Consider the following 20,944-nt stretch of genomic DNA (forward strand, 5'->3'; position numbering starts at 1 on the left):
GGGAGGAGGCCGACCGAGAGGGGAGGCTGATCACATACGGCCCGTACTCGATCGCCGTCCTGGCAAGATGACGCCATGGAACGTGTACTTGGAATCGGTGGCTACTTCCTGCGGGCCGCCGACCCCGCGGCCCTGAGCGCCTGGTACCGCGACTGCCTGGGCCTGGACACGGATGAGCACGGCATGTGGCGACAGGAAGCCGGCCCAACGGTCTTCGCGACCTTCGAGTCCGGCACCGACTACTTCGGCTCCCGCGCTCAGCGAACGATGCTCAACTTCCGCGTCCGCGACCTGGACGCCATGCTCGCCCAACTACGCGCCGGCGGTGCCGACGTGTCCGACGAGACGCAGGACATGGAAGGCGTCGGCCGCTTCGGCTGGGTCACCGACCCCGAGGGCAACCGCATCGAACTGTGGCAACCCGCCTGACCTCGCCCTCGAGTTCGGCGGAGCCGTGCTGGTGGCTCACCAACCGGCCAAGGAGCGAGCCTCGGCCAGGTCCGCGCGGCCACGTCCGAGCGCGCGTCGGCGTCGAGGCCTCGCCGACAGTCGCGCGAACGGCCCGGACGGACGACAGAACGTCGCCGCGGCCGGAGTAACGAGGACTACTCAGCGACCCCGGCCCCGGTGTCCTGTACCTCCCCCGTTCGCCGCCTGACACGGATCACCTCCCTGGCCGTCCCCACCAGAAAACCCGCGGCGATCAACCCGATCACGATCGCCCCCTGCCGTACTCCGTCGGCGTCACGTCCGTCGAGGTAGGCAACGTCGCGCACCTCGGTGGGGTGAGCCGGGTTGTATGCGACGGGTATGTACGCCCCGGGCTTCGCGGCGTCTGCCGAGCCAGACGGGACATCGACATCCGCGCGCACGGAACCGGACGGTGTACTGAAGCGCACGGTCACGGAGGTCACCCAGCCTTCCTCCGACCGGCCGGTGATCTCGACTATGGTCGCGTCGGTCCTGAGGCCCTGGGCCCGGAGACCAGCCAGCACCTGGTACTCCTGAGCGGCTTGCCACCCCATGACTCCAGCAATGGCGGAGAACATCAGGAAACCCCCGGCGGCCAACCGGACTCTGGTCCAGCGGGGCGCCACCAGCCAGGACTCCGGTCCGAGCCGCAGCAGCCCAGCCACCAGCCGACCCGGCGAAGGAACGGCCAGGCCCCGGTGTCGCACCAGCCTGAAAACACCGTCCGCTGCAGCCAGTGCGGCCGCCCAGCCGAGAAAATAGAGCCACAGGGACCCAAGTGGCCCGAAGACCATCCACACCACGATGGCCACGCCGCCCGCGAGTACCCCCCACCCGACTTGAGAGCCGTACTCGCCCCGCCCGCCGCTCAGCACGGATCCGCGCTCATCCATCTGCGCCTCCACACCCCGTCACGGGGTGAGACTCACGGGCTGCGGTGGGGGTTGTAGAAGCGCCTGCCCTCCACTCCGAGGTCCCGGCCCGCTTCCAGGCTCCACCTCATCCATACCCTCGACCTACAACAGCACCGGGCCGAACACGCCTGCCTGTACGCGAGAGCCCCGGCCTCAGCGTTTCCGCTGGTGACGGGGTCTTTGGGCACCTCATACGGGGTGCCCCGGCAGGATTCGAGCCTCCGCACACGGTTCCGGAGGCCGTGGGTTAGTGGGCCGTCCGCGCAGCTCAAAGTCTTGCAGTCCGCTACCCCGTGCCGTCCCGTCCACGTATAGTCCACGGCCCCCGTGCAGGTTGGGTGTCGCTCGGCACGTGACAGACGGGGACCTGCTTCATCAGCGCTATGGATCGCTTCTGGGCCGCCGACGAACAGTCTGGGGCGTCGCTCCTTCATCGCGTCGACCCAGCCGAGGGCCTCACGGACGCTGACGTCTCGCAACTTGCCCGAGGAATCACTGCCGTTGCGCCGAGCTGAATTACGAGCGCAGGCGCTGGGAAGATGCGGGCTCAGCAACGGAACCAGACTGATTGGTGCTGGCGCCATGCCGACTGCTGGCCGCTGCTATCACTCGCCGCCGTGGCCGCCACTTGGGTTCGAGTCAGCGCGGAGGGATCGTGCGGGAACGACCTTCGGTTCGGAAACCGAGGGCGAGACGGTAGAGCTCCGGGAGCTGGTAGCGACCGTCGGGGGTTTTCGACAGGGCGCCCCAGTCCTGGAGCTCGCGGATGGCCTTGTGGGTAAGCCCCACATCCCCCGCGAAAAAGGGGGACTGTTCGTCGGCGGAGTATTGCACCAGCGTGGACAGGAGATCCCAGACGTGGGGGAACCGGTGTTGGAGCTCTTCGATCTTGAGCGCGCCGCACTCGGCCAAGGCCTGACGCATGGCCGACGGGGTAAGTACCCGGTCGCTCCACCGTCCGTCGTCGGCAGACGTGATCGCGGCTGCGTGCAGGAAGCGGATGACGTCGCGGGGCTGGACGCGTTCGTGGGCGTCGGCGAGGGCGGAGGCGAACCACCGGTCGGTCCAAGCCTCGCGGGAGCCGTCCGAGCCCATCCTCAAGCCCCAGAGCGGCAGGAGACAGCGGGCGGTCTCCTCCTCCCCCAGGTCGGCGATGGGCTCTTCCGGGTCCGGTACCGCGCCGGAACGGACCGAGAGCCACACGGCGAGCTTCAGGGCGTCCTCGGTGGTCCAATGCAATTCGAATGGGGGCCTGCGCCGCAACGTTCTGCCGTCTCTGTTGGCTGGGCCTTTCAGAGCGCGGTCCATCTCCGCCGTCGGACGGGTAAAGATCACGAGCCCCAACGACTGCTTCCGAAGCTTGCGCAGAGCCTGGGGAATCATGCCCACCAGGCTGTTGACGGCAACGGACGCCCAGGCTTCGTCACGCCGGTGCAGCCACTCCTCCAGGCCGTCGACGAGGAAGAGCGCCTCATGGCGTAGCAGGTACTCCATCGGGTCGGCGTCGTCAGGGGCACCGGCCGCCATCGCGAGGCATGTCAGCCAGCGCTCCCGCCAGAAGCCCATGCTCTCCGCGGACGGATGCCGGGAGGATGACTCGATGAACGCCAGGATCCGGTCGCGACGCTCCGGCCCGGCCGGCGTCTGCTCCCAAGGGCTCTCCTCCCACAGGCCCTCCGCCTCGACGGGGTGTGGATGCGCGTACCAGATTCCTTCTGGAGCGTCCGGCGGGGCGAGCACCGGAATGACTCGTGCGGACTGTCGGGCGGTCACCCCGGCTGTCAAGGCGAAGGCGTCCCAGGTTCTCGCCGCGCACATCCTGGCGAAGGTGAACGTCTTGCCCGTGCCGGCCTCGCCCGTCACTACGGTGATTGGCAAGTCGGTTCGGTGGGCGGCGATGAGCCTGCGGGTCGGTTCGATGGCGAAGAAGTCACTGTCGGGGTCCGCGTCGAACAGTTCCCACTTGAGCAGCGCGCCGGTGAACTCAGCCAAGGCGGACCGTCGGCGGCCGAGGACCTCCGGGTTCTCGTCTGGGCGGTGTGGTACCAGCATCGTGCTCGGCGCGAACTCCGCGACCAGCCGCGGCAGTCCGCAACGGCGCATCACATCCACCACCGCGTCCCAGCTGTCGGGGAGCGCGAGCAGTTCCTCGCGGAACGGGCTTAGCACGGGCTCGGTCAGTACCTGCTCGTCCACCGCCAAGTGGTCCTCGTCATGTTCGGTCGTGTCGTCGTCCACGGGCAGGACTATGGCCAGGGAGAGGGCGTCGCTGAGAAGCGTTTTGGCTTCGTCTGCATGGCCGTCGTGGAGGTCGAGTCGGTACTGGGTCACGATCGCGCCGGGCGCGGGATCCATACCGACCCGAGCGGGGGCGCGCGTTCCTACCTGGTGGATCATGGCCTCCGTGCCGTGCAGTGACTGGCTGCTGATGGTGGAGACGAAGACCCGGGTGACCCGAGGGTCCAGTAGGACGGGTGCCGACAGCTCGGACGCGCCTGCCCGCAGGTCCAGTACGACGATGTCGGCCTCTGCGGCGACGGCGAGTGCGGCGAGAGACTCGCTGAGGAAGTAGGGCGAACGGTCCTCGGTCAGCAGGTCTGAGGGACCGATCCGAGGGGGGCCGAGCACGGTACGCCGACTAGAGGGAAGGATCGTTACCCGGCCCTTTCCCGCGTGACGGGACACCTCCTGGTTGGGCAGGTACGCAGCGGCGATTTGCACCGCGTCGGTGGGTTCGCCGTCCGCGGAGGAGTGGAGGAGCGCCAGGACGTCGTCGTACGCGATGTCGCAGCGGCCGCCCTGCGCCTGGTACATCCAGGTGATGCCCGGCGCCTCGAGGTCCGCGTCGACGAGGAGCACGTGCTGCCCGCGGGAGGCCAGCAGGTCGGCGAGCGCCACCGCGTGCAGCGTTCGGCCCACACCTCCTTTGAAGGAGTGGAAGGCGATGATCTGGCGGTTGCCGGGTAGGCCGGGGGACGCGGGACGCGGCAGCGGTTCGCTTAGCGCCGAGGTGACACGACGCTCGTTGAGCCTTGGACGGCGGGCGACCTGAGGCGCGTCCGCGGTTTCGGCCAGGCGAACCGGGAGGGAGCGAGGGGTGTGGGACTCGGGACGGTCCAAGAGGAGTTCCAGGCCCTCCTCGCCGTCCACGGCGGACTCGAGGCCGAACTGGTAGTCCAAAAACTCCCGGACCTCGCCGATGGAGGTGCCTGGACGCACGGACAGTTCGAGAGCATCCCACCAGGCGTCGGCCTCGAGCAGCCAGTACGGCCACTCGCCTTCGACGGCTGCCTCCGCCAGGCGTGAGTCGACGTCGACCCAGGTGAACAGCTTGTCGGCCACGCTGCTCAGCATCCTCTCCTGGCATCCCGCACCAGTTGTTTCAGCGCTTCGAGCGCTGCTTTCTGATCATCGTCGTTCAGTCTCGCACCATAGCGCCATGCCTCATGGAGCTGATGACTTTCGATCCAACCGCCATTTTTGTGGCGGCGGCAGCGGAGCGGGTCCGGGCGGGTCACGGGGTCGCGCAGGTTGAGTTCCTTCGCCAGCCTGCGGAGGTCGTGGCTCCGCAGGTCGGCGGGGAGCTGGGCCGTGGACATGTAGAGCGAGCGCCGTCGCATCACCTCGGCCTTCAGCGCGCACTCGGCGGCGTAGAAGTACAACAGTCCGCAGACCGCAGTGTCCCCAACGCTCTCGGCGGCCTGCGCCTGCTTCAAGAGCCTCTCACGGCTGGTGCTGAGCTCGCCGGCCCCCACGTCGACCATCTCGCCAGCGTAGTGGCGGCGGGTGTACAGGGAAGGGAAGTTGGAGAAGAACGGCTAGGACTTGTCCGGCCGATCACGATCACGGGCAGTCAGGCATGATGCCCGTGTGAGCACCATCGTCAAGTTCTTCGTGGCGCCGGACGACACGTCAGCGGCTCTGACCCTCCAGACCGGGCCGGAACGGGCATTTGAGTCGCTCTCCTTCGGCAGCTTCGATCCCGAGGAGGCCGTGCTCGAGTGGGAATGCCTTCTGGCGGGCGGCAGCTTCGAGGAACTCGTCGAAGCCGGTGAGCCTCGTGTCGTCGCCGGTCAGGACAATGACGGGTGCGTCGTCTTCGCGATCTCGCCTCGCCTGTCCAGTGCACTGGCGGACGCCGAGCACTCCAGGTTGCGTGACGTCGCTGTCTCATGGGCTCAGCGGCGTGCAGAGGATGGCGAGGTCATCGATGCGGAGATCGCCGACGCGATCGTGGGTGATGTGGCTGCCCTCGTCAGCAGCGCCCGACGCCAGAGCCAGAACGTCTACTGCTGGGTCGCCTAGAGTTCATGTTCGGAGCCAGGTGGCGACGGCCGCCGCGGTGGCGGTGCCGAGGAAGACGTAGCCGCGTTTGTCGTAGCGAGTGGCGACCGCCCGGGACTGTTTCAAGCGGTTGATCGCCCGCTCGACGGTGTTGCGCTTCTTGTAGCGCTCGTCATCGAAGCCAGGCGGCCGTCCGCCACGTGCGCCTTTGCGTAGGCGGGCGGTCTCACTGTCAGTCTTCTCCGGGATGGTGTGGCGGATTCCCCGCCGTCGCAGGTACTCGCGGATGGGGCCGTTGCTGTAAGCCTTGTCGGCTGCGAGGCTGTCCGGCTTCTTGCGCGGCCGTCCCAGGCCAGGTCTGGCCACCCGGATCTTCTCCAGCACCGGCTTGAACTGTTTGCAGTCCACCCGCTGACCTGGTGTGACGATCAGGGACAGCGGGTGGCAGCGGCCGTCCGCGCTCAGATGTAGCTTGCTGGTGAACCCGCCCCGCGAGCGGCCCAGGCCCTCACCTCCAGCACCACCTCCACCAGGCGGGCAACGAGACTCTTCCACGGCGTCTCGTCCTGGTGTTCCATTCCTTCGCCCCCCTTTGACCCCGGGGCCGGAGGCGGATCGGTGCGGGCGCCAGCCGCATGCTGATGCGCGCGGACGATGGTGGAGTCGACCGAGATGTCCCAGTCGATTTCGCCTGCGGCGTCGGCTGCGGCCTGGACCTGCTGGAGCAGACGTTCCCAGGTTCCGTCGGCCGACCAAAGGCGGTGGCGCTCGTAGACGGTCTTCCACGGCCCGAACCGTTCGGGCAGATCACGCCACTGCACCCCAGTCCGCACCCGATGCAGAATCCCGTCGATCACCTGCCGATGATCCCGCCACCTGCCACAACGCCCATTGCTGACCGGCAGGAACGGCCGAAGCCGTTCCCACTCGGCATCCGTCAGATCACCCCGCCCCATGCCCACAGCAACGACTCGGGCACGAAGTAGTCACATGATCGGCCGGACAAGTCCTAGTGGGAGCGGGGTCTGGAGAACCAGAAGGCGTGCTTCGCGCCCCACGGGCCACCGTCGTCGGCGATCTGATAGGTGGCGCGCCCGGACCTCGTGCCGCCGCCCCCAGTTGTCACGAAGGGGAGCGACCCTTCCGTCCGGCATGGCCCGGAATGTCGCTCACAGGACGGCTACGCGGGAGGGTCGATCACCAGCTGGACCTGGAAGTTCTGCGGGTTCGGGTCGACGGCGGCCGCACAGGTCGACGACTGGAGCCTTAGGACGCCGGTGGCGTTCGGGACCATGTGTGTGCCGAGAGCACGGAGAGCTCGCCGGGCACAGCCCTGGGTCCACGTATCCGTGGGCCCCCGTGGGGGATCGTTGCTGCCCGCACCGCTCATGCCTTGGAGCTCGCGGTGGAGGGACCCCCATTGGGGGACGGAGGGCGCTACTCCTCCGAGTACGGCAACTGTCGCAGACGCCAGGGAAGGCTGGTGTTCAGCTCGGCACGAGAGGTCGTGCCCGCTGGGTCGGAACGAGGCCCCACGATGTGAGCCGTTGCGTAGCTCAGTGGGTGGTACGGGGGCGCACGAAGGGCGCACTCACTCGGTGGTGTGCCCTACCGGCCTCAGTGGATTCGGCCAAACAGCTTCCGCTTCCCGAGGGTTTCCTGAACTCTTGAACTGAGTGCTAACCCAAGGATTCGTGAAGATCAATTCATTTACCATCGAGATGAGACTCCAGGCAGTGGATCGCCGTAGAGGTGGCCGGTGGCTCGGTCGACACGGCTCCCAGTGTGAGGCATTTTGCCTGGCAGGCAAGCCTTCTGACGACGTGAGGTCTGTGCTGCGGCAGCCCCCCCATGCCACACGTAGATTGCGAATCGGTAACAGGGGGTTCCCTGTAGTGATGTTTTGTTGAACGCTTAAGCTCCACGAATGAGGGGGACTCGTGAAGGATGCTGTGCGTGCCTGGCGGGAGGTCAGGCGGCGGCTCGGGCGCTTCGTTGATCCTGCAGTCACGCAAAAGGCGACCCTGCTGCAGGCGGCTGGGTCTGGCAGAGCCGCTCTCACAGCACCGGTCCACGCAGGGTCGACGTTAAAGGCTCACGCTTCCAGTGCAATCGGGCTTGCCTCAGAGGCTTGAGATCCGAGTCCAGTCTGCATATCCGCATACTGAGGCAAAGGTACGTTCGGCTGCTCCTGGCAATGAATGCACGATGCCAGGCCGTCAACCCCGATCGCTGGCGTCAGGGCGCCTTTGTCGCAGCGAGGGTCAAGAGGTCAACTCCTCCTGCGGGCTTCAGCAAGTTGTGCGTTCGGAGACAGGGGGTGTCGAGGACTCGTTCGCGAAGCCTCGAAAACTGGCCGGTCGGTGGCATCTCTTACGGTCCGCAGCAGGTCGACGGCGTGCGATGTGATGCGCCAAATAAAACCAGAACAATCGTAGTTAAAAGTTCACGTAAATGCGGGTATGTCACTGACGCAGTGTGGTGGCAGCAGTTGGGGCGGTGAAGTCGTGATGAGTAAGCGTGCCGAGTGGGTCCCTGACCCGGGGCTGGTCAGCGAGGTTGACGACCTGTTTAGGCGGGCGATTGATTCGTATCGTGCGAATCCGAACCTGATCACGGAGCACGCCAACCATGAGGATTCCATACGGGTCGGCGGTTATTCCAACCGCACGCTTCTAGAACTGGTACAGAACGCGGCCGACGCAATGTCTGGGGCCGACGAATACGAGGAGGGAGCTGGGCGGGTCGAAATTGTTCTTGACCTTGACCACCAGACTCTGTACTGCGCGAACGCTGGCCGTCCGTTCTCGCGAAGCGGCCTCACGGCGATCGCTCACGCGCACCTCAGTGGGAAGAGGGGCGACGAGATCGGGCGTTTCGGCCTCGGGTTCAAATCGGTCCTCGCCGTCAGCGATGCTCCGCAGGTCTTCAGTCGATCGGTTTCCTTCGAGTTCAACTCTTCCAAGGCGAAGACAACGATAGCTTCTATCGGGTCGACGGCTAAAAGGTTTCCGATCTTGAGAACGGCGACGCGAATCGATGCCGAGGCTGAGTTCGAGAAGGACCCGATTCTAGGTGAGCTGGCGCAGTGGGCGGCGACCATCGTCAAGCTGCCGCGCGCCTCGAAGCTGGGGAACCTCAAGAAGGAGATCGAGGATTTCCGCTCTGAGTTTCTCCTCTTCGTCAGCGCGGTCCGCGAAGTCCGCCTCCGAGTGATCGGGACCGACGCGGGCTTCGTGACGAGCCACGTGTCACGAGACCTCGGCGGCGGTAAGTTCCGGATCGAGCGTCCCGACGGCGACCACGACGAGTGGTATGTCAAGAATCAGATGCACACTCCCAGTCCCGAGGCGCGGGCTGAGGTTGGTGAGGCGGTGTCACGTAACCAGGTGAAGGTCACGGTGGCCATGCCGGCACGTCTTGCCCAGCTGAGAACTGGTGAGTTCTGGTCATATTTTCCGCTCCAGGACAAGACGTCCGCGTCCGCGCTCTTCAATGCGCCTTGGAGCGTCAACGACGACCGCACCACGCTGCTCCAGAATGGGTACAACCGAGAGATCCTGGTGACTCTCTCTGAGATGTTCCTCGACGTGTTGCCGAACGTCTCGTCCGTCGACGACCCCGCAGTGCACCTGGACTACATGCCGGCGCGTGGTCGGGAGACCCACTCGTACGGCGACGAGATGCTTTGTGCCCATGTCCCGCAGTTGGGATCCCAAAAGGCGCTGATCCCTGACGCGATCGGTGCACTGCGCACGCCATCGGATCTTCGTCCCCTTGACTTCGGTGTCACCGCTGTGACCGAGCGTGATCACGAAGAGTGGATCAAGTCGCCGAACACCGGTGATAATGTGCCCCACTGGCGCTGTTACGCCAGTCCCCAGCGTTTGACGCGATTGAGGGCGCTTTATCTGTGCAGCGTCTCTCCCGCTTTCTCCGACTCGCGGCCGAGAGACGAAAAGAAGGCGTTGGAGAGCATGCGCAACAAGAGGGGAATCCTCTCCTGGCTGCTTGAGTGGGCAGGGGGGCCGGATATGGGCTCTGCTGCTAAGGCTCTCGACTTTGTCCTGCGGAACCCGAACGGTGTCGACTCTGCAAAGGTCGTGCCGACGACCGACGGTATGCGGTCCCTCAGGGAACGAGGTCGGATCTATCTCCACCGCGTGGACGGCATCGACGTTGAAGGAGCGTGCTTCGTCGAACCGGGCTTCCTTGCGATCCCAGGTGTCGAAAGAAAGCTTGCTGACGCAGGGTTCCGGGACTTGGACTCGCTCGCGAAATTCGAGGCCAGGATGGCCATGCTGACACCGGAGTCGGAGGAACTTGAACTTCCGAAGCTCTGGGAGGCCGCAACTGAGGCCCCTATGGCGCAAGCGCAAAAGGTCGTGGCGGCCAACAAGGCGGGTGCTCTCAAGGTTCCCACGCGGGACGGTGGTTGGGCCTTGCCTACGTATGTGCTGGACATCGACGGCCTCGGAGACAGTGCCCCCGCTCGAGTCCTGGATCGGACGAAGTGTGTCCCTCAGCTAGCACACGCGGCGGGCGTCATTACGGAGCCGGTGAGTTCGTACTCGCTCGAGGACGAGGTCCACTTCGAGGCGTACTGCCACTACGTACTGGATGACCTGAACCGGAGGCTCGGGCCCGGTGAGCGCCCCATCGAGCAGGTCGAGTTCGACAGGGGAGACGGCCCCGGTCCGTTCTCGGCGCTTCTGATGTTGCAGGAGGCGGGCGCGTCCGAACTCATTCGCGAGCGGTGGACGGACGGACTGCTCAGGCTCGACCAGGCAGGTCACTGGCTTTGCACGGACATCGGCACGGGGCTCAGTCACCGGGTCTTGTCTCCTGTTCGATGGGCGGTGGCCCGAGCCGGCCTGCTGAAGTCGACTCGCGGCTACCGGGGGCCCGGTCGCGTCGTCTCCGCGTCGCTCGTCGAGTATGAGGCCCTGCTGCCTCTCTTCCGAGGACTGCGCCATGTTGAGGACGCTCTGTCGCTGCCCAAGGATTTGAGTGAGGTTCCTTCGGAGGTACTGCGTGAAGCCCTCCAGACGGAGGTCACCTCACCCATCAGCAACCCGGCGCTGACGGGATTCGTCCTCACCGCAAGTAGGTTGGCTTACCCGGGCGGGCATCCGGTACTAATCCCTGCTCGGGTGGGACGCATCATCGAGACGAGGCGGCCCGATGCGGTGTATTTGGCGACGACCGAGGAGGAACGCGTGTTCCTCACTTCCAAGCAAAAGCCGTACCTCAAAGTTGATCAGGACGAGGCAGAGCAGTTCGTCGACATAGTCGGATGCCGTCGATTCGAGGACAGCTTCACCTTCTCGCTGCTGGTCGACGGTCGGCAGGTCGAGGAGCGCGTCCTCGACCTGTACACCGGACTGCGTTCGACGTTCGTCGAGGACAAGGTCATGAACGCGACCGTGGCGAAGGCCGTCCAGATCACGAAGCGCGCGACCACGGAGGATGGTGTCGAGGACCAGTCGCTCGAATGGCACCTCCAAGGACTGAGCCTCGTGGTCCAAGCGGACCTGGACGAACAGCGTGTCCTACAGATCGTCAACGAGGCATTCGACCTGCGCCTGTCGAACGCCGAGCTGAGCGACATCCTCCAGGCACGCGTCGACCAACATCTCGAGACGCAACGGCAGGACGCCCGGGCCGCGTCGAGTGACGCGGAACGGCTGGCGATCTACTTCGGTGACGACACGCTGAAGGAGAACCTGCCGAAGGGACTCTGGCAGGCACTTAAGGGCCAGGGCCTGGTGGACGGCTCCACGTCTGTCGCCGAGCTCTTCCTGACCGTCTACGGCAGCGACTCGATCAAGCTTCTCGCGGAGGAGTTCAGCGCTGAGGGGTACACGGACGTTCCCACGACATGGGCGGGGAGAGCGTCGACCGTCGCCTGGCTGCGGAGGATGGGGTTCGGCGCCAAGTACGCCGGGCGTCGCACCCGACACCAAGACGATGAGTTCGTCGTGCCCGGCGCCGTAAAGCTCAAGCCCCTGCATGACTTCCAGGAGAAGATCAGGGAGGAACTGGAACAGGTCCTGACGTCCCGGGGACGGGACGGTCGTGCGCTCAAGGGCATGGTGGAGCTCCCGACGGGAGCCGGGAAGACCCGGGTGGCCACCGAAACCGTGCTGCGGCTGTTCGTCGACGGCGACATGAGCGGAACCGTGCTCTGGATCGCGCAGTCGGAGGAGCTCTGCGAGCAGGCGGTGCAGACGTTCGGCACCGTCTGGCGTTGGCTCGGGGACGAGCGTCCTTTGACGATCGGCCGGCTCTGGAACACCAACGTCGTCCACGAACCGGACACCGAGTTCAGTGTGGTCGTGGCCACCGACGCCAAGCTCGACCGAGTGGCCGACACTCCTGAATACGAGTGGCTGAGCAGGGCCTCCGCGGTGTTCATCGACGAGGCGCACCGGGCCGGCGGGTCGAAGATGTACACGAAGATCCTCAGGTGGCTCGGAGTCGACGGTCGTAGCTGGGAACGGCCTCTGGTGGGCATCTCGGCGACGCCGTTCAAGGGCAGCGGCGACGTCACCGAGCCGACGAAGGAACTGGCGGCCCGCTTCGGGCACCACAAGATGAGCGCCTTCGACGGCAATGCGTACCAGGAGCTCTCGAAGAGAGGTGTCCTCGCCAGGGTCCGACACGAAGTGCTGGACGGCGTGAAGGTCCCGCTGGATCCGGACGAACTTGCACAGGTGCGGTCCCTGCGCAGGCTCGAGCCCCAGGTCCTCGACCGCATTGGCCGGGACCAGGACCGCATGAAGATCCTCGTGGACGACATCCTGAAGCGGGATCCGGAATGGCCGATCCTCGTGTTCACGCCGAACGTCCTGTCCGCCCAGGTCCTCGCCGCGACACTGCGATACCGGAAGGTAGCGGCCGAGGCGGTCAGCGGCCAGACCGGACGGCAGACGCGCCGTGACGTCATCGAGAGGTTCAAGAGGAACGAGATCAGGGTTCTGGCCAACTGCGACCTGCTGATCCAGGGATTCGACGCGCCCGGCGTCCGGGCGCTGTACATCGCGAGGCCCACGTTCAGTCCCAGCGCCTACATCCAGATGGCCGGCCGCGGTCTGCGTGGTCCTGAGAACGGTGGCAAGGAGGAGTGCCTCATCGTGGACGTCGCCGACAACTTCGGCGCGGTCAACGACTTCCTCGGATTCCGTGCCTATGAGGGCCTCTGGCGAAAGCAGGGATCGTGATCCTCATACCGGATCTCGCCGACATCGAGGCGACCACCACCAGCAACGCCGAGCGGCGGGTGGCCCGACTGCTGCGAGCGATCGACGGCCCCGCCGACGCAGTCGCCTTCCACTCCGTGAAGCTGCGGAGTCACGTGGTCAAGCAGCAGGGGGAAGCGGACTTCGTCGTGCTCTGGAACGGCGTCGTCATCATCATCGAGGTCAAGGGCGGGGGCGTCAGGAAGTACGACGGTGTCTGGTACTCCATCGACCGCCACGGTGACTGGAAGAAGTTGCGCGAGTCGCCGATGGACCAGGCGCAGTCGGCGATGTACGCGCTGCGCGACATCCTCCAGGAGGAAGGCGTCGGTTGGTTCGCGACCGAGGCCGTTGCCCTCACCCCCGACATAGACGCGCCTCCGGCAGCCGTCGAATGGAAGGGGAGCCACTGGTGGGCCAAGGAGCAGATGAGCATTGCCGCACTGACCGAAGCCTTCGAGAAGGTCGCCGGCGAAGCGAGGACCGCTCCCTACGGAATCAGAGTCGCCCGGTCCGAGACGCTCCGGGCCCGCCTCTTCGGTGAGTTCACCAGGATGCCCGTCATCGACGCGCAGCGGGGCGCCGTGCTGGAGGAGCAGAATCGAGCGACCGAGGGCCAGGCCAGGGTCTTGGCCGCGCTCTCCCGGAACCCGAGGATGCTCGTCTTCGGTGGCGCGGGCACCGGGAAATCCCTGGTGCTGGCGGAGGGCGCGAAGCAGGAGGCGAGCGAAGGGAAGTCGGTGCTCATCACCTTTCACTCGCCCGCCCTGGTCGACTTCTTCGGCCCGCGGATCGAGGGCAGAGACATCGATCTCCTTCCGTTCGCGGACCTGTCCGGTGACAAGCAGTACGACGTCGTCTTCGTCGACGAGGCACAGGACCTCATGAACGCCGGCGGCATGGATGCCTTGGACGCCGTGATCCGCGGGGGTCGAGAAGGCGGCCGGTGGAGGATGTTCCTCGACCCCAACAACCAGGCACGCGTCGACGGCGAGTTCGACCCGGAGGTCTGCGAGTTGGTCCAGCAGGAGGCGCTCCAGTACGACCTGGACCGGAACGTGCGCAACACCCGTGCGATCGTCCACGTCGTGCAGGAGTACCTTGGCGCCGACGTCGGGGACCCGGGCATTGTCCATGGCGACCGAGTGGAATGGCGGTGGTCCGACGGGACGGCTGGTGTCTCCGCGGCCGAGACCGTGGCTCGCGACCTCGTCGCGAACGGGGCCCGCCGCCAGGACATCTGGATCATCAGTGTGTCCGAGGACGCCGAGCCGCGCAGGAGCGAGGCAGGATTCCTCGTGACCAACCCCCGCTACGCCAAGGGGCTGGAGGCAGAGCACGTCATCGTCTGCGACCTGCCCCAGGAATATGACGACCGGGGACTCGCCGCTTTCTACGTGGCTGTCACGCGGGCGCGGGTCACGCTCCACGTGGTCGCGTCCAAGAACGACAAGAAGCGGCTCCAGGATCTTCTTCGAAAGCAGGTTGGGAAGTGAACCTCACAGCAGCCCAGAAGGAGGCCCTTCACCATCTACGAGCCTCCTACGTGGGGCCCGAGGCCGGAGATGAGGAGGTCACGGCGAACCTGCCTCACCGGCAGTACGCCGTCGGCATGCTGTTCCCGGTCGAAGCCGAGGCACGAGGCTCTCACGGTGACGGGAACACGGACGAAGAGGTATCGGCCGATGTCCCCGACGGCGATGTCGAGGAGAGCGGGGCCGGTGTCCCTCTGGCCGAGGACTGGAAGCCCTCGTCCGTCGCGCTCTCCTTCGTCACCGACGGCGACTCGGTCGACGTCGACTTCTCGTGCGGTACGTACGCCGCTGTCGAGGGAGACGGGCCGCCCAGATGGCGGCGTACTCCGTTCTCCGTCGACGGCCTCGACCTCCGGCGGGAAAAAGGGCCCGAGCGCCTCTCCGTGGGTGGAGTCTCGGTCGAGATCGGGACGCGGTGGCGCGACTTCCAGGGCGACTCGTTGGTCACCGTCCACGTACGGGTCCTGACCGAATCAACAGGCGACGACCGACACGACATCCCTCGGACGCTGTTTCAGGTCCACCTGGCCGCCGCTCCCTCCGCCGGGGCGGAGATCCGGGAGTACGACACGACGCGCTCGATCGATACCGACCCGGAAGCCGCCGAGCTGCGCCTGCGATATCGCAACCGAAAGGTCTACGCGGTCGGGCACGGAATGGCAGCGGACTGGGAGTTTGCGGAGGGCCGTTGTGCCAAGGTCTTCCTCGAGCCCGTGCCGGCCTTCGTGGTGCCCGCCGTCGAGACCACGGGATTCGACGAAGGGACGGCCGAGGCCGAGGCCTTGGAGCTGGGGCACCTCCAGCAGATCGACAAGGATCCCGAAGCGGTCCTTCGATCGTTGGACGCCTTCCTCGAGGCCTTCGCCGGCTGGGCCTCCCGACAGATGGAACGGGCGGAGGCGTTCAGCGACGACAGGGCCGTGGCCGTCCGCATCGCCGAGCGTTCGCAGGACGCCGTCGACAGGATGAGGGAAGGCATAGACCTCCTCCGGGCGCCGGGACGACAGGACCTTCGAACGGCCTTCTCACTCGGCATGGCCGCCATGCGTCTTCAGATGCGGCAGGCGTCCATCAACCGCGGGAAGCCGGAGGAGCAGGTGTCGGAGCCCCGGTGGCGCCCCTTCCAGCTCGGTTTCCTGCTCGTGTCGCTGGCCTCCACCATCGATGAGGGGCACAAGGACCGGGACCTCGTCGACCTCATCTGGTTCCCGACCGGTGGCGGCAAGACCGAGGCATACCTGGGTCTCGCCGCGATCGAGGTGTTCCGCCGACGGCTCGCTCACGGCACGGCCGGCGGGGGAACCGCCGTCATCACCCGCTACACCTTGCGGCTCCTGACCTCTCAACAGTTCCAACGGGCCGCGGCACTGGTCTGCGCGATGGAGCGGCTGCGGGACACGGACGACCGGGCGAAAGGCATGGCGCCGTTCTCGATCGGTCTGTGGGTGGGCAACGAAGTCACCCCCGGCACGCGCGTAGACGCACGTGAAGCACTCAAGCGGCTTCAGAGGGCCGCGCGCCCGGAAGAGGCGAACGAGTTCCAGGTCGAGAGCTGCCCTTGGTGTCTGACGCCCTTGGTGCCGAGGCTCAGGAGCGACAAGCCAGAGGACTACGGCATGCGCCTGGACGGCGTGGACGTCGTGCTCCACTGTGTCGACACGTCGTGCGACTTCGCCGGCGAGCTCCCGCTCGCGGTCGTCGACGAGGTGCTGTACAAGGAACCGCCCACGATCCTCCTGGCCACCGTCGACAAGTTCGCGCGTCTGCAGTTCAAGCCGGAAGCGGGCAGGCTGCTCGGTCTCGGGACCACCTTCAGGCAACCATCCATGATCATCCAGGACGAGCTGCACCTGCTCTCGGGGCCGCTCGGAACCACCGTCGCCGTCTTCGACGCGGTGATCCAGCTCCTGCTGAGCCGGTCGGGCTCCAGTCCCAAGATCGTGGCCTCGACGGCCACCATCCGCGCGTCCGAGGAGCAGGTGGAGGGGCTTTACGGGCGTGAGGTCGCCCTGTATCCGCCCTCGGGACTCGACGACGACCGGACCTTCTTCTCCCGCCCGGTGGAAAGCGAAGAAGGACGTCTCTACGTCGGCCTGATGCCGCAGTCGGTCTCGCAGCCGTCGGCCGTCATCGCAGCCGTCACCCCCATGGTGGAGATGCCGGAGGCGTTGGCCGCCCGCGCACCGTCCGCAGCGTCACGGGACGCGTATTGGACGCTGGTCATGTACCACAACAGTCTTCGCGAGCTCGGACGTACCGGGACGCTGGTCGTCGACGACGTCAACGGTCGTCTGGAGCCGCGAGCCGAGAGGCTCGGCTTCCCGCTGCGGCCCGTCAGGGCGGGGAAGGTTCTGGAACTGACGAGCCGTCGCGGAGCCGAGGAGCTGCCGAACGATCTCCGCGCGCTCAGGGTCAGGGCCGACGAGTCGCCGGAGGCTGTCGACGTGGTCCTTTCGTCGAACATGCTCTCCGTGGGCATCGACATCCCGCGGCTCGCGCTGATGCTCATGGTGGGGCAGCCGAAAACCACGGCCGAGTACATCCAGGCTACGAGCCGTGTCGGACGTGGAGACACGAAGGGCGTCGTCGTCACGCTGTTCCGGTCGGGAAGGGCCCGTGATCGGTCGCACTTCGAGACCTTCCGTGGTTACCACGAGGCTCTCTACCGGAGCGTGGAGCCCACGAGTGTCACGCCGTGGTCGTTGGCCTCGCGCGAGCGATCGCTCGCCGGCGCGCTCGTGGCACTGCTGCGGCAGTCGTTCACTGCTCTCGCCCCGAACGAAGCGGCGGGTCGGTTCGACCTCGGGGACGACAGGATCCGCGAAGCGGTCGATCGACTCGTGGAACGGTTCCTCGGCTACGTGACGCGCGCCGACGGCCTCGAAGCCCCGGAAACACGCTCCGCCGTATGGAGCCTCCTGAGGGACTGGGACCGACGGGCAGGCCAGGCACGGGAGTCGGGCGAGCCTCTGTACTACCAGCGGACGAAGAAAGACCAGGCAGCTTTGTTGAAGAAGTTCGGCCAGCCCGGCGAAGGGTGGCTCGTCGCAGACTCGATGAGGTCCGTGGAGCCCAACGTGGCGGTCGAGGTCCAGGAACCGCAGGAGGAGGTGCACCATGGAGAAGATCAGGCATGACCTGCGCCTCTCCGAGACGATCTCACCGTTCGGTGTGGGAGCGATCGTCGACGTGCGAGGCGAGTCGCTCATGGCGCCGGACACGTCCTGGTGGGACAAGAAGTTCGCCCATGAGATCAGCTGTGAGCGTCTGATGGCCCGCCTCGGTGCCGGTGTCCTGAGACAACCGCCGGCGCACGCGGGCCGCGCCGCAAAGGAAACCCCCGCGTTGCCGTACTGGCGCTTTCCCGCTTGGCGGTTCTGCGAGCGCTGCGACAAGCTCTCGAAGCTGACCGGTAGGAAAAAGGGCAAGTGGAGCAACACCTGCGACTGCGGCGGCGCACTCGTACCGATGCGATATGTCGCCGTCTGTGAAAAGGGCAGCCACATCCAGGACATCAACTGGTTCCAGTGGGCGCATCGTGGGCGCGCGGCGAGCCTGAACGAAGCGGTCCGCTTCTGCCGTGACTACAAGGCACTCAGGTTTCACAAGCTGGCCACCCGCGGCGAAGGCCTCGCGGCCCTGGTGGTGAAGTGCTACGGGTGCAAGAACGAGCGCAAGCTCGCGGATCTTGTGACGAAGGGGGCCCTGCACCAGGACGGGATCCGTTGCGCGGGACGGCAGCCCTGGGAGCCGGAGAGCTCCGTCAAGAAGCCCTGCCCGTACGAGTTGGTCGCCGTGCAGCGCGGTGCCACGGGCAACTACATCGCCGACAGAATCTCGGCTCTCGACATACCGGAGGAGCGCCCGCAGTCCGCGGAGACGGCCGACAAGATCCGTGGTCACATGCTCTTCGGGAAAGTCGTGACCGACAACGGGGGACCTCAGTCGGAAGTGTTGGCGCAGTTGATCGCCGACGATCTCGGAGTGACGGCGGAAACCGTCCTCGGAGTCGCGGCGGGGGAGGAAAGCCCTGCGGGTGAGCTGCTGCTCGACCTGAAGGACGGTGAGTGGTCGGCGTTCCTGAAGAAACTCGAGGAAGGACGCGACCGCACGGGAAGCGACTTCGTCGTCGACGGGAGAAGCCTCGAAGGGCTCGCAGGACCACAGAGCCTCCTCGGCAAGATCAGCGGTATCGGACAGGTACGCCGGGTGCGGGAGGTCCGTGCCCTGCGGGGGTTCCGACGCCACGACGCGGAAGCGAAGCTGATCGACGCCGATCTGGGGGCTGACAAGTCGTATCGGCCCACCTACCCTGCGATCGAACTGTTCGGGGAAGGAATCTTCCTGCGGTTCGACGAGGAGAAGCTCGCCGCATGGGAGGCACAGCCGGAGGTTCAGGCACGCGCCGGAATCCTCAAAAAGAGAAGGGCGGACTCTCCCTGGGCCGGCCGCCTCGACGTGCCGGAACCCAGGTACATCGCCCTGCACACGCTGGCGCACCTGCTCATCCGGCGACTGGCGTTCGCCAGTGGCTACGCGTCTGCCTCGCTGCAGGAAAGGATCTACGCGAACTCCGACCGCACGGACAAGACCGCCGGGATCCTCATCTACACCGCGGCAGGGGACGCCCAGGGGACACTTGGCGGTCTCGTCAGGCTCGGGGATCCAAAGAAGCTGATCCCACTCCTGGTGGCAGCCCTGGATGACGCGGACTTCTGCTCCAACGACCCGGTCTGCATCGAAAGCGACCGCCAGGGAGCCTCACAGCTGAATCTCTCGGCCTGCCACGGGTGCTCCCTGGTGAGTGAGACCTCCTGCGAAACCGGAAACCGGCTACTGGATCGACAGCTGGTCCTGGGCGGAAGCGATGTGAGAGGACTGCTGGACGACGTTCTGACGGACGTCCGACGGCCCAGGTGACTACCCTGCGGCCCCGTAGCGCATGCTGTGGGGCCGCAAAGCAGCAATCTTCGGTCACCGCCAGGCGGGATCTGTCACCGCCGCTCCGGACCTCGAGGTGCTGATCAGCCTGTTCACGGCAGACACTATGGTTTTCGCCGGCCGACGGGTTCGATCTACTGCCCTGCACTGCTGCGACAGTTCCGGAGGGCGCTGCAGTCCTCGACGTACGTGCAGGTCACGCGCACTTAGCCGGGCAAGTGGCGCTTCCTTGTCCACAGATGGTCCACGGACTGCGGCTATGCGCGGGCTCAGCAGCGTGCGGCGCCCCTCAACATCCATCGGGCGCCCGCACCCTGGTGATCGTCAGACGGCCCCATCATGCATGTGGCCCGCCAGCTGGGCGGGGAGCGGAATCCCTATCCGCACACGCCCACAGGCGTACGCCCTAGCCTTGATCGGCTACACCACCAAGCGGGACGCCATCCCGGGCCTGGTGCGCCACCTGACTGGGGGCCCCAGGCGCCGCACGGAGCCGAGTTGGGCGAGAACGTTTTCTTCACCGTCGCCGCCCAGGAAAGCACCGACCGCCACACTGGACGAGGGACAGCGCTACAGAGCGGTTGGCGGTGGTCGCGGTGCGCTCGATGCCGTCGATGGTGATGCGGAAGTTTCACAACCTGGGCGGCGAGACAGCAGTGCCCCATACCTTCTATGAGCTGGTTGGGACGGGGCGGCAGCTCCTGGAGCGTCTGTCCCTCGACTTGCTGCGGTTGGCACAGTCGGAGCAGGCCATAGGCTGAGCAGAGCTTCTGTATACCTGCGGGCAGGCCCGCCGTTGGCCGCCCTGCCCGGAGCATGCCGAGCGACACGCCGGCAGCGACTCAACGGCCGTTGCAGCCATTCGAAGCATGCCCGAGGAGTACCGCCTGGAGATGGCCGAGCTAAGTGCTGGGAAGGTCGTCGGCCGACTTCGGCGGGTGCAGGTGATGCATCCACGGCCCGCAAGCTCCACGCGTACAAGAGCTGAGAGTCCAATTACGGGAGCGCGACCGTTTAGGGTGCCTTGATAGCGAGTCGACCCAGACCATCAGAATGTCTGATCAGAACGCTTTTCCGTTCCCTCGGCAACCAATTCAGTAAGTACATCGGCTACCTTGTAGAGACGTGGCAGCGCGAGATCCATGTCCCGTTCCAGACGTTCGAGGAGCAGTGAGGCACCAGCCTCGGCGTAGCGGTTTGCTAGGTCGATTACTTTCCGGGTGTTCGACACATCAGGAGAATCCGCCCCGAAGGTGTGCACTGCCAAGATAACCAACAGGTCGGCCCGCCAACTTTCGAAGCTTCTGACGTCATTGGTGTTTGGACCTAGGTTCACGAAGAGCTTGCCAGTCGCCTGATCGGCGGGTTGTATCTCGTGCCGTACAGCCCAGATGATGGCAGTAAACCAGAAGTCGATCAACCGTCTGAACGGTGCCTGATCCGCTGTTCGGTGTCTGTTTGTAGCCTGATGCCGAACCCAGGCCATTGCGCGTTCTTTAATATCGTCGGGAAGGAGAAGTCGATGCTGGGATCCGGTGAATGTCAAAATAGCCACGAC

At 65.8% G+C, this 20,944-nt stretch carries 10 protein-coding genes and 1 pseudogene; 6 read left to right on the forward strand and 5 right to left on the reverse strand.

Annotated features, from left to right (window positions below):
- Positions 1-75: 75 nt before the first annotated feature.
- Positions 76-429 carry a VOC family protein gene (locus tag AB0924_RS09900; RefSeq protein ID WP_358939608.1) on the forward strand — a complete coding sequence of 118 codons (354 nt, stop codon included), beginning with the start codon at positions 76-78 and terminating at the stop codon, positions 427-429.
- A 176-nt stretch (positions 430-605) separates the two neighbouring features.
- Here the strand turns inward: AB0924_RS09900 and AB0924_RS09905 are convergent, their stop codons facing one another.
- The 3 genes from AB0924_RS09905 to AB0924_RS09915 all read right to left on the reverse strand — a co-directional run bounded on the left by AB0924_RS09905 (position 606) and on the right by AB0924_RS09915 (position 5,149).
- Positions 606-1,364 (reverse strand): DUF3592 domain-containing protein, encoded by a 759-nt coding sequence (locus AB0924_RS09905; RefSeq protein WP_358939606.1) that lies wholly within the window; start codon positions 1,362-1,364, stop codon positions 606-608.
- A gap of 660 nt (positions 1,365-2,024) precedes the next feature.
- A complete protein-coding gene (locus tag AB0924_RS09910; protein WP_366911092.1) occupies positions 2,025-4,727 on the reverse strand; it encodes an AAA family ATPase in 2,703 nt (900 codons plus the stop codon).
- Positions 4,728-4,732: 5 nt separating this feature from the next.
- Complete coding sequence (locus tag AB0924_RS09915; RefSeq protein ID WP_366911093.1) at positions 4,733-5,149, reverse strand: hypothetical protein; 417 nt, start codon at positions 5,147-5,149, stop codon at positions 4,733-4,735.
- A 106-nt stretch (positions 5,150-5,255) separates the two neighbouring features.
- Between AB0924_RS09915 and AB0924_RS09920 the strand changes: the two genes are divergently transcribed.
- Entirely contained in the window at positions 5,256-5,690 is a 435-nt protein-coding gene (locus AB0924_RS09920; protein ID WP_366911094.1) for a hypothetical protein, read from the forward strand.
- A 3-nt stretch (positions 5,691-5,693) separates the two neighbouring features.
- On the opposite strand, the pseudogene AB0924_RS09925 reads toward AB0924_RS09920, so the two are convergent.
- Positions 5,694-6,625 (reverse strand): annotated as a pseudogene (locus AB0924_RS09925) (IS5 family transposase).
- 1,554 nt (positions 6,626-8,179) lie between these two features.
- On the opposite strand from AB0924_RS09925, the gene AB0924_RS09930 reads away from it, so the two are divergent.
- From AB0924_RS09930 to AB0924_RS09945, 4 genes are read left to right on the forward strand one after another with little or no spacing between them, the layout of a single operon-like run.
- Positions 8,180-12,892 carry a DEAD/DEAH box helicase family protein gene (locus AB0924_RS09930; RefSeq protein ID WP_366911095.1) on the forward strand — a complete coding sequence of 1,571 codons (4,713 nt, stop codon included), beginning with the start codon at positions 8,180-8,182 and terminating at the stop codon, positions 12,890-12,892.
- Positions 12,889-14,406, forward strand: coding sequence for an NERD domain-containing protein (locus tag AB0924_RS09935; RefSeq protein ID WP_366911096.1), 1,518 nt, complete (start codon positions 12,889-12,891; stop codon positions 14,404-14,406). The genes AB0924_RS09930 and AB0924_RS09935 overlap by 4 nt, the downstream gene beginning before the upstream one ends.
- On the forward strand, positions 14,403-17,582 hold the full coding sequence (locus AB0924_RS09940) for a helicase-related protein (RefSeq protein ID WP_366911097.1): 3,180 nt from the start codon (positions 14,403-14,405) through the stop codon (positions 17,580-17,582). The genes AB0924_RS09935 and AB0924_RS09940 overlap by 4 nt, the downstream gene beginning before the upstream one ends.
- On the forward strand, positions 17,563-19,365 hold the full coding sequence (locus tag AB0924_RS09945; RefSeq protein WP_366911098.1) for a DUF1998 domain-containing protein: 1,803 nt from the start codon (positions 17,563-17,565) through the stop codon (positions 19,363-19,365). The genes AB0924_RS09940 and AB0924_RS09945 overlap by 20 nt, the downstream gene beginning before the upstream one ends.
- A gap of 1,069 nt (positions 19,366-20,434) precedes the next feature.
- Here the strand turns inward: AB0924_RS09945 and AB0924_RS09950 are convergent.
- Entirely contained in the window at positions 20,435-20,941 is a 507-nt protein-coding gene (locus tag AB0924_RS09950) for a hypothetical protein (protein ID WP_366911099.1), read from the reverse strand.
- Between the last annotated feature and the right edge of the window lie 3 nt (positions 20,942-20,944).

Source organism: Streptomyces sp. NPDC047869, from assembly GCF_040704065.1.
Classification (GTDB): Bacteria; Actinomycetota; Actinomycetes; order Streptomycetales; family Streptomycetaceae; genus Streptomyces.

Bases quoted from the DNA above. Each gene is read 5' to 3' on its own strand.
- AB0924_RS09915 (WP_366911093.1), bottom strand. From the start codon at position 5,149: ATGGTCGACGTGGGGGCCGGCGAGCTCAGCACCAGCCGTGAGAGGCTC.
- AB0924_RS09900 (WP_358939608.1), top strand. From the start codon at position 76: ATGGAACGTGTACTTGGAATCGGTGGCTACTTCCTGCGGGCCGCCGAC.
- AB0924_RS09945 (WP_366911098.1), top strand. From the start codon at position 17,563: ATGGAGAAGATCAGGCATGACCTGCGCCTCTCCGAGACGATCTCACCG.
- AB0924_RS09905 (WP_358939606.1), bottom strand. From the start codon at position 1,364: ATGGATGAGCGCGGATCCGTGCTGAGCGGCGGGCGGGGCGAGTACGGC.
- AB0924_RS09930 (WP_366911095.1), top strand. From the start codon at position 8,180: ATGAGTAAGCGTGCCGAGTGGGTCCCTGACCCGGGGCTGGTCAGCGAG.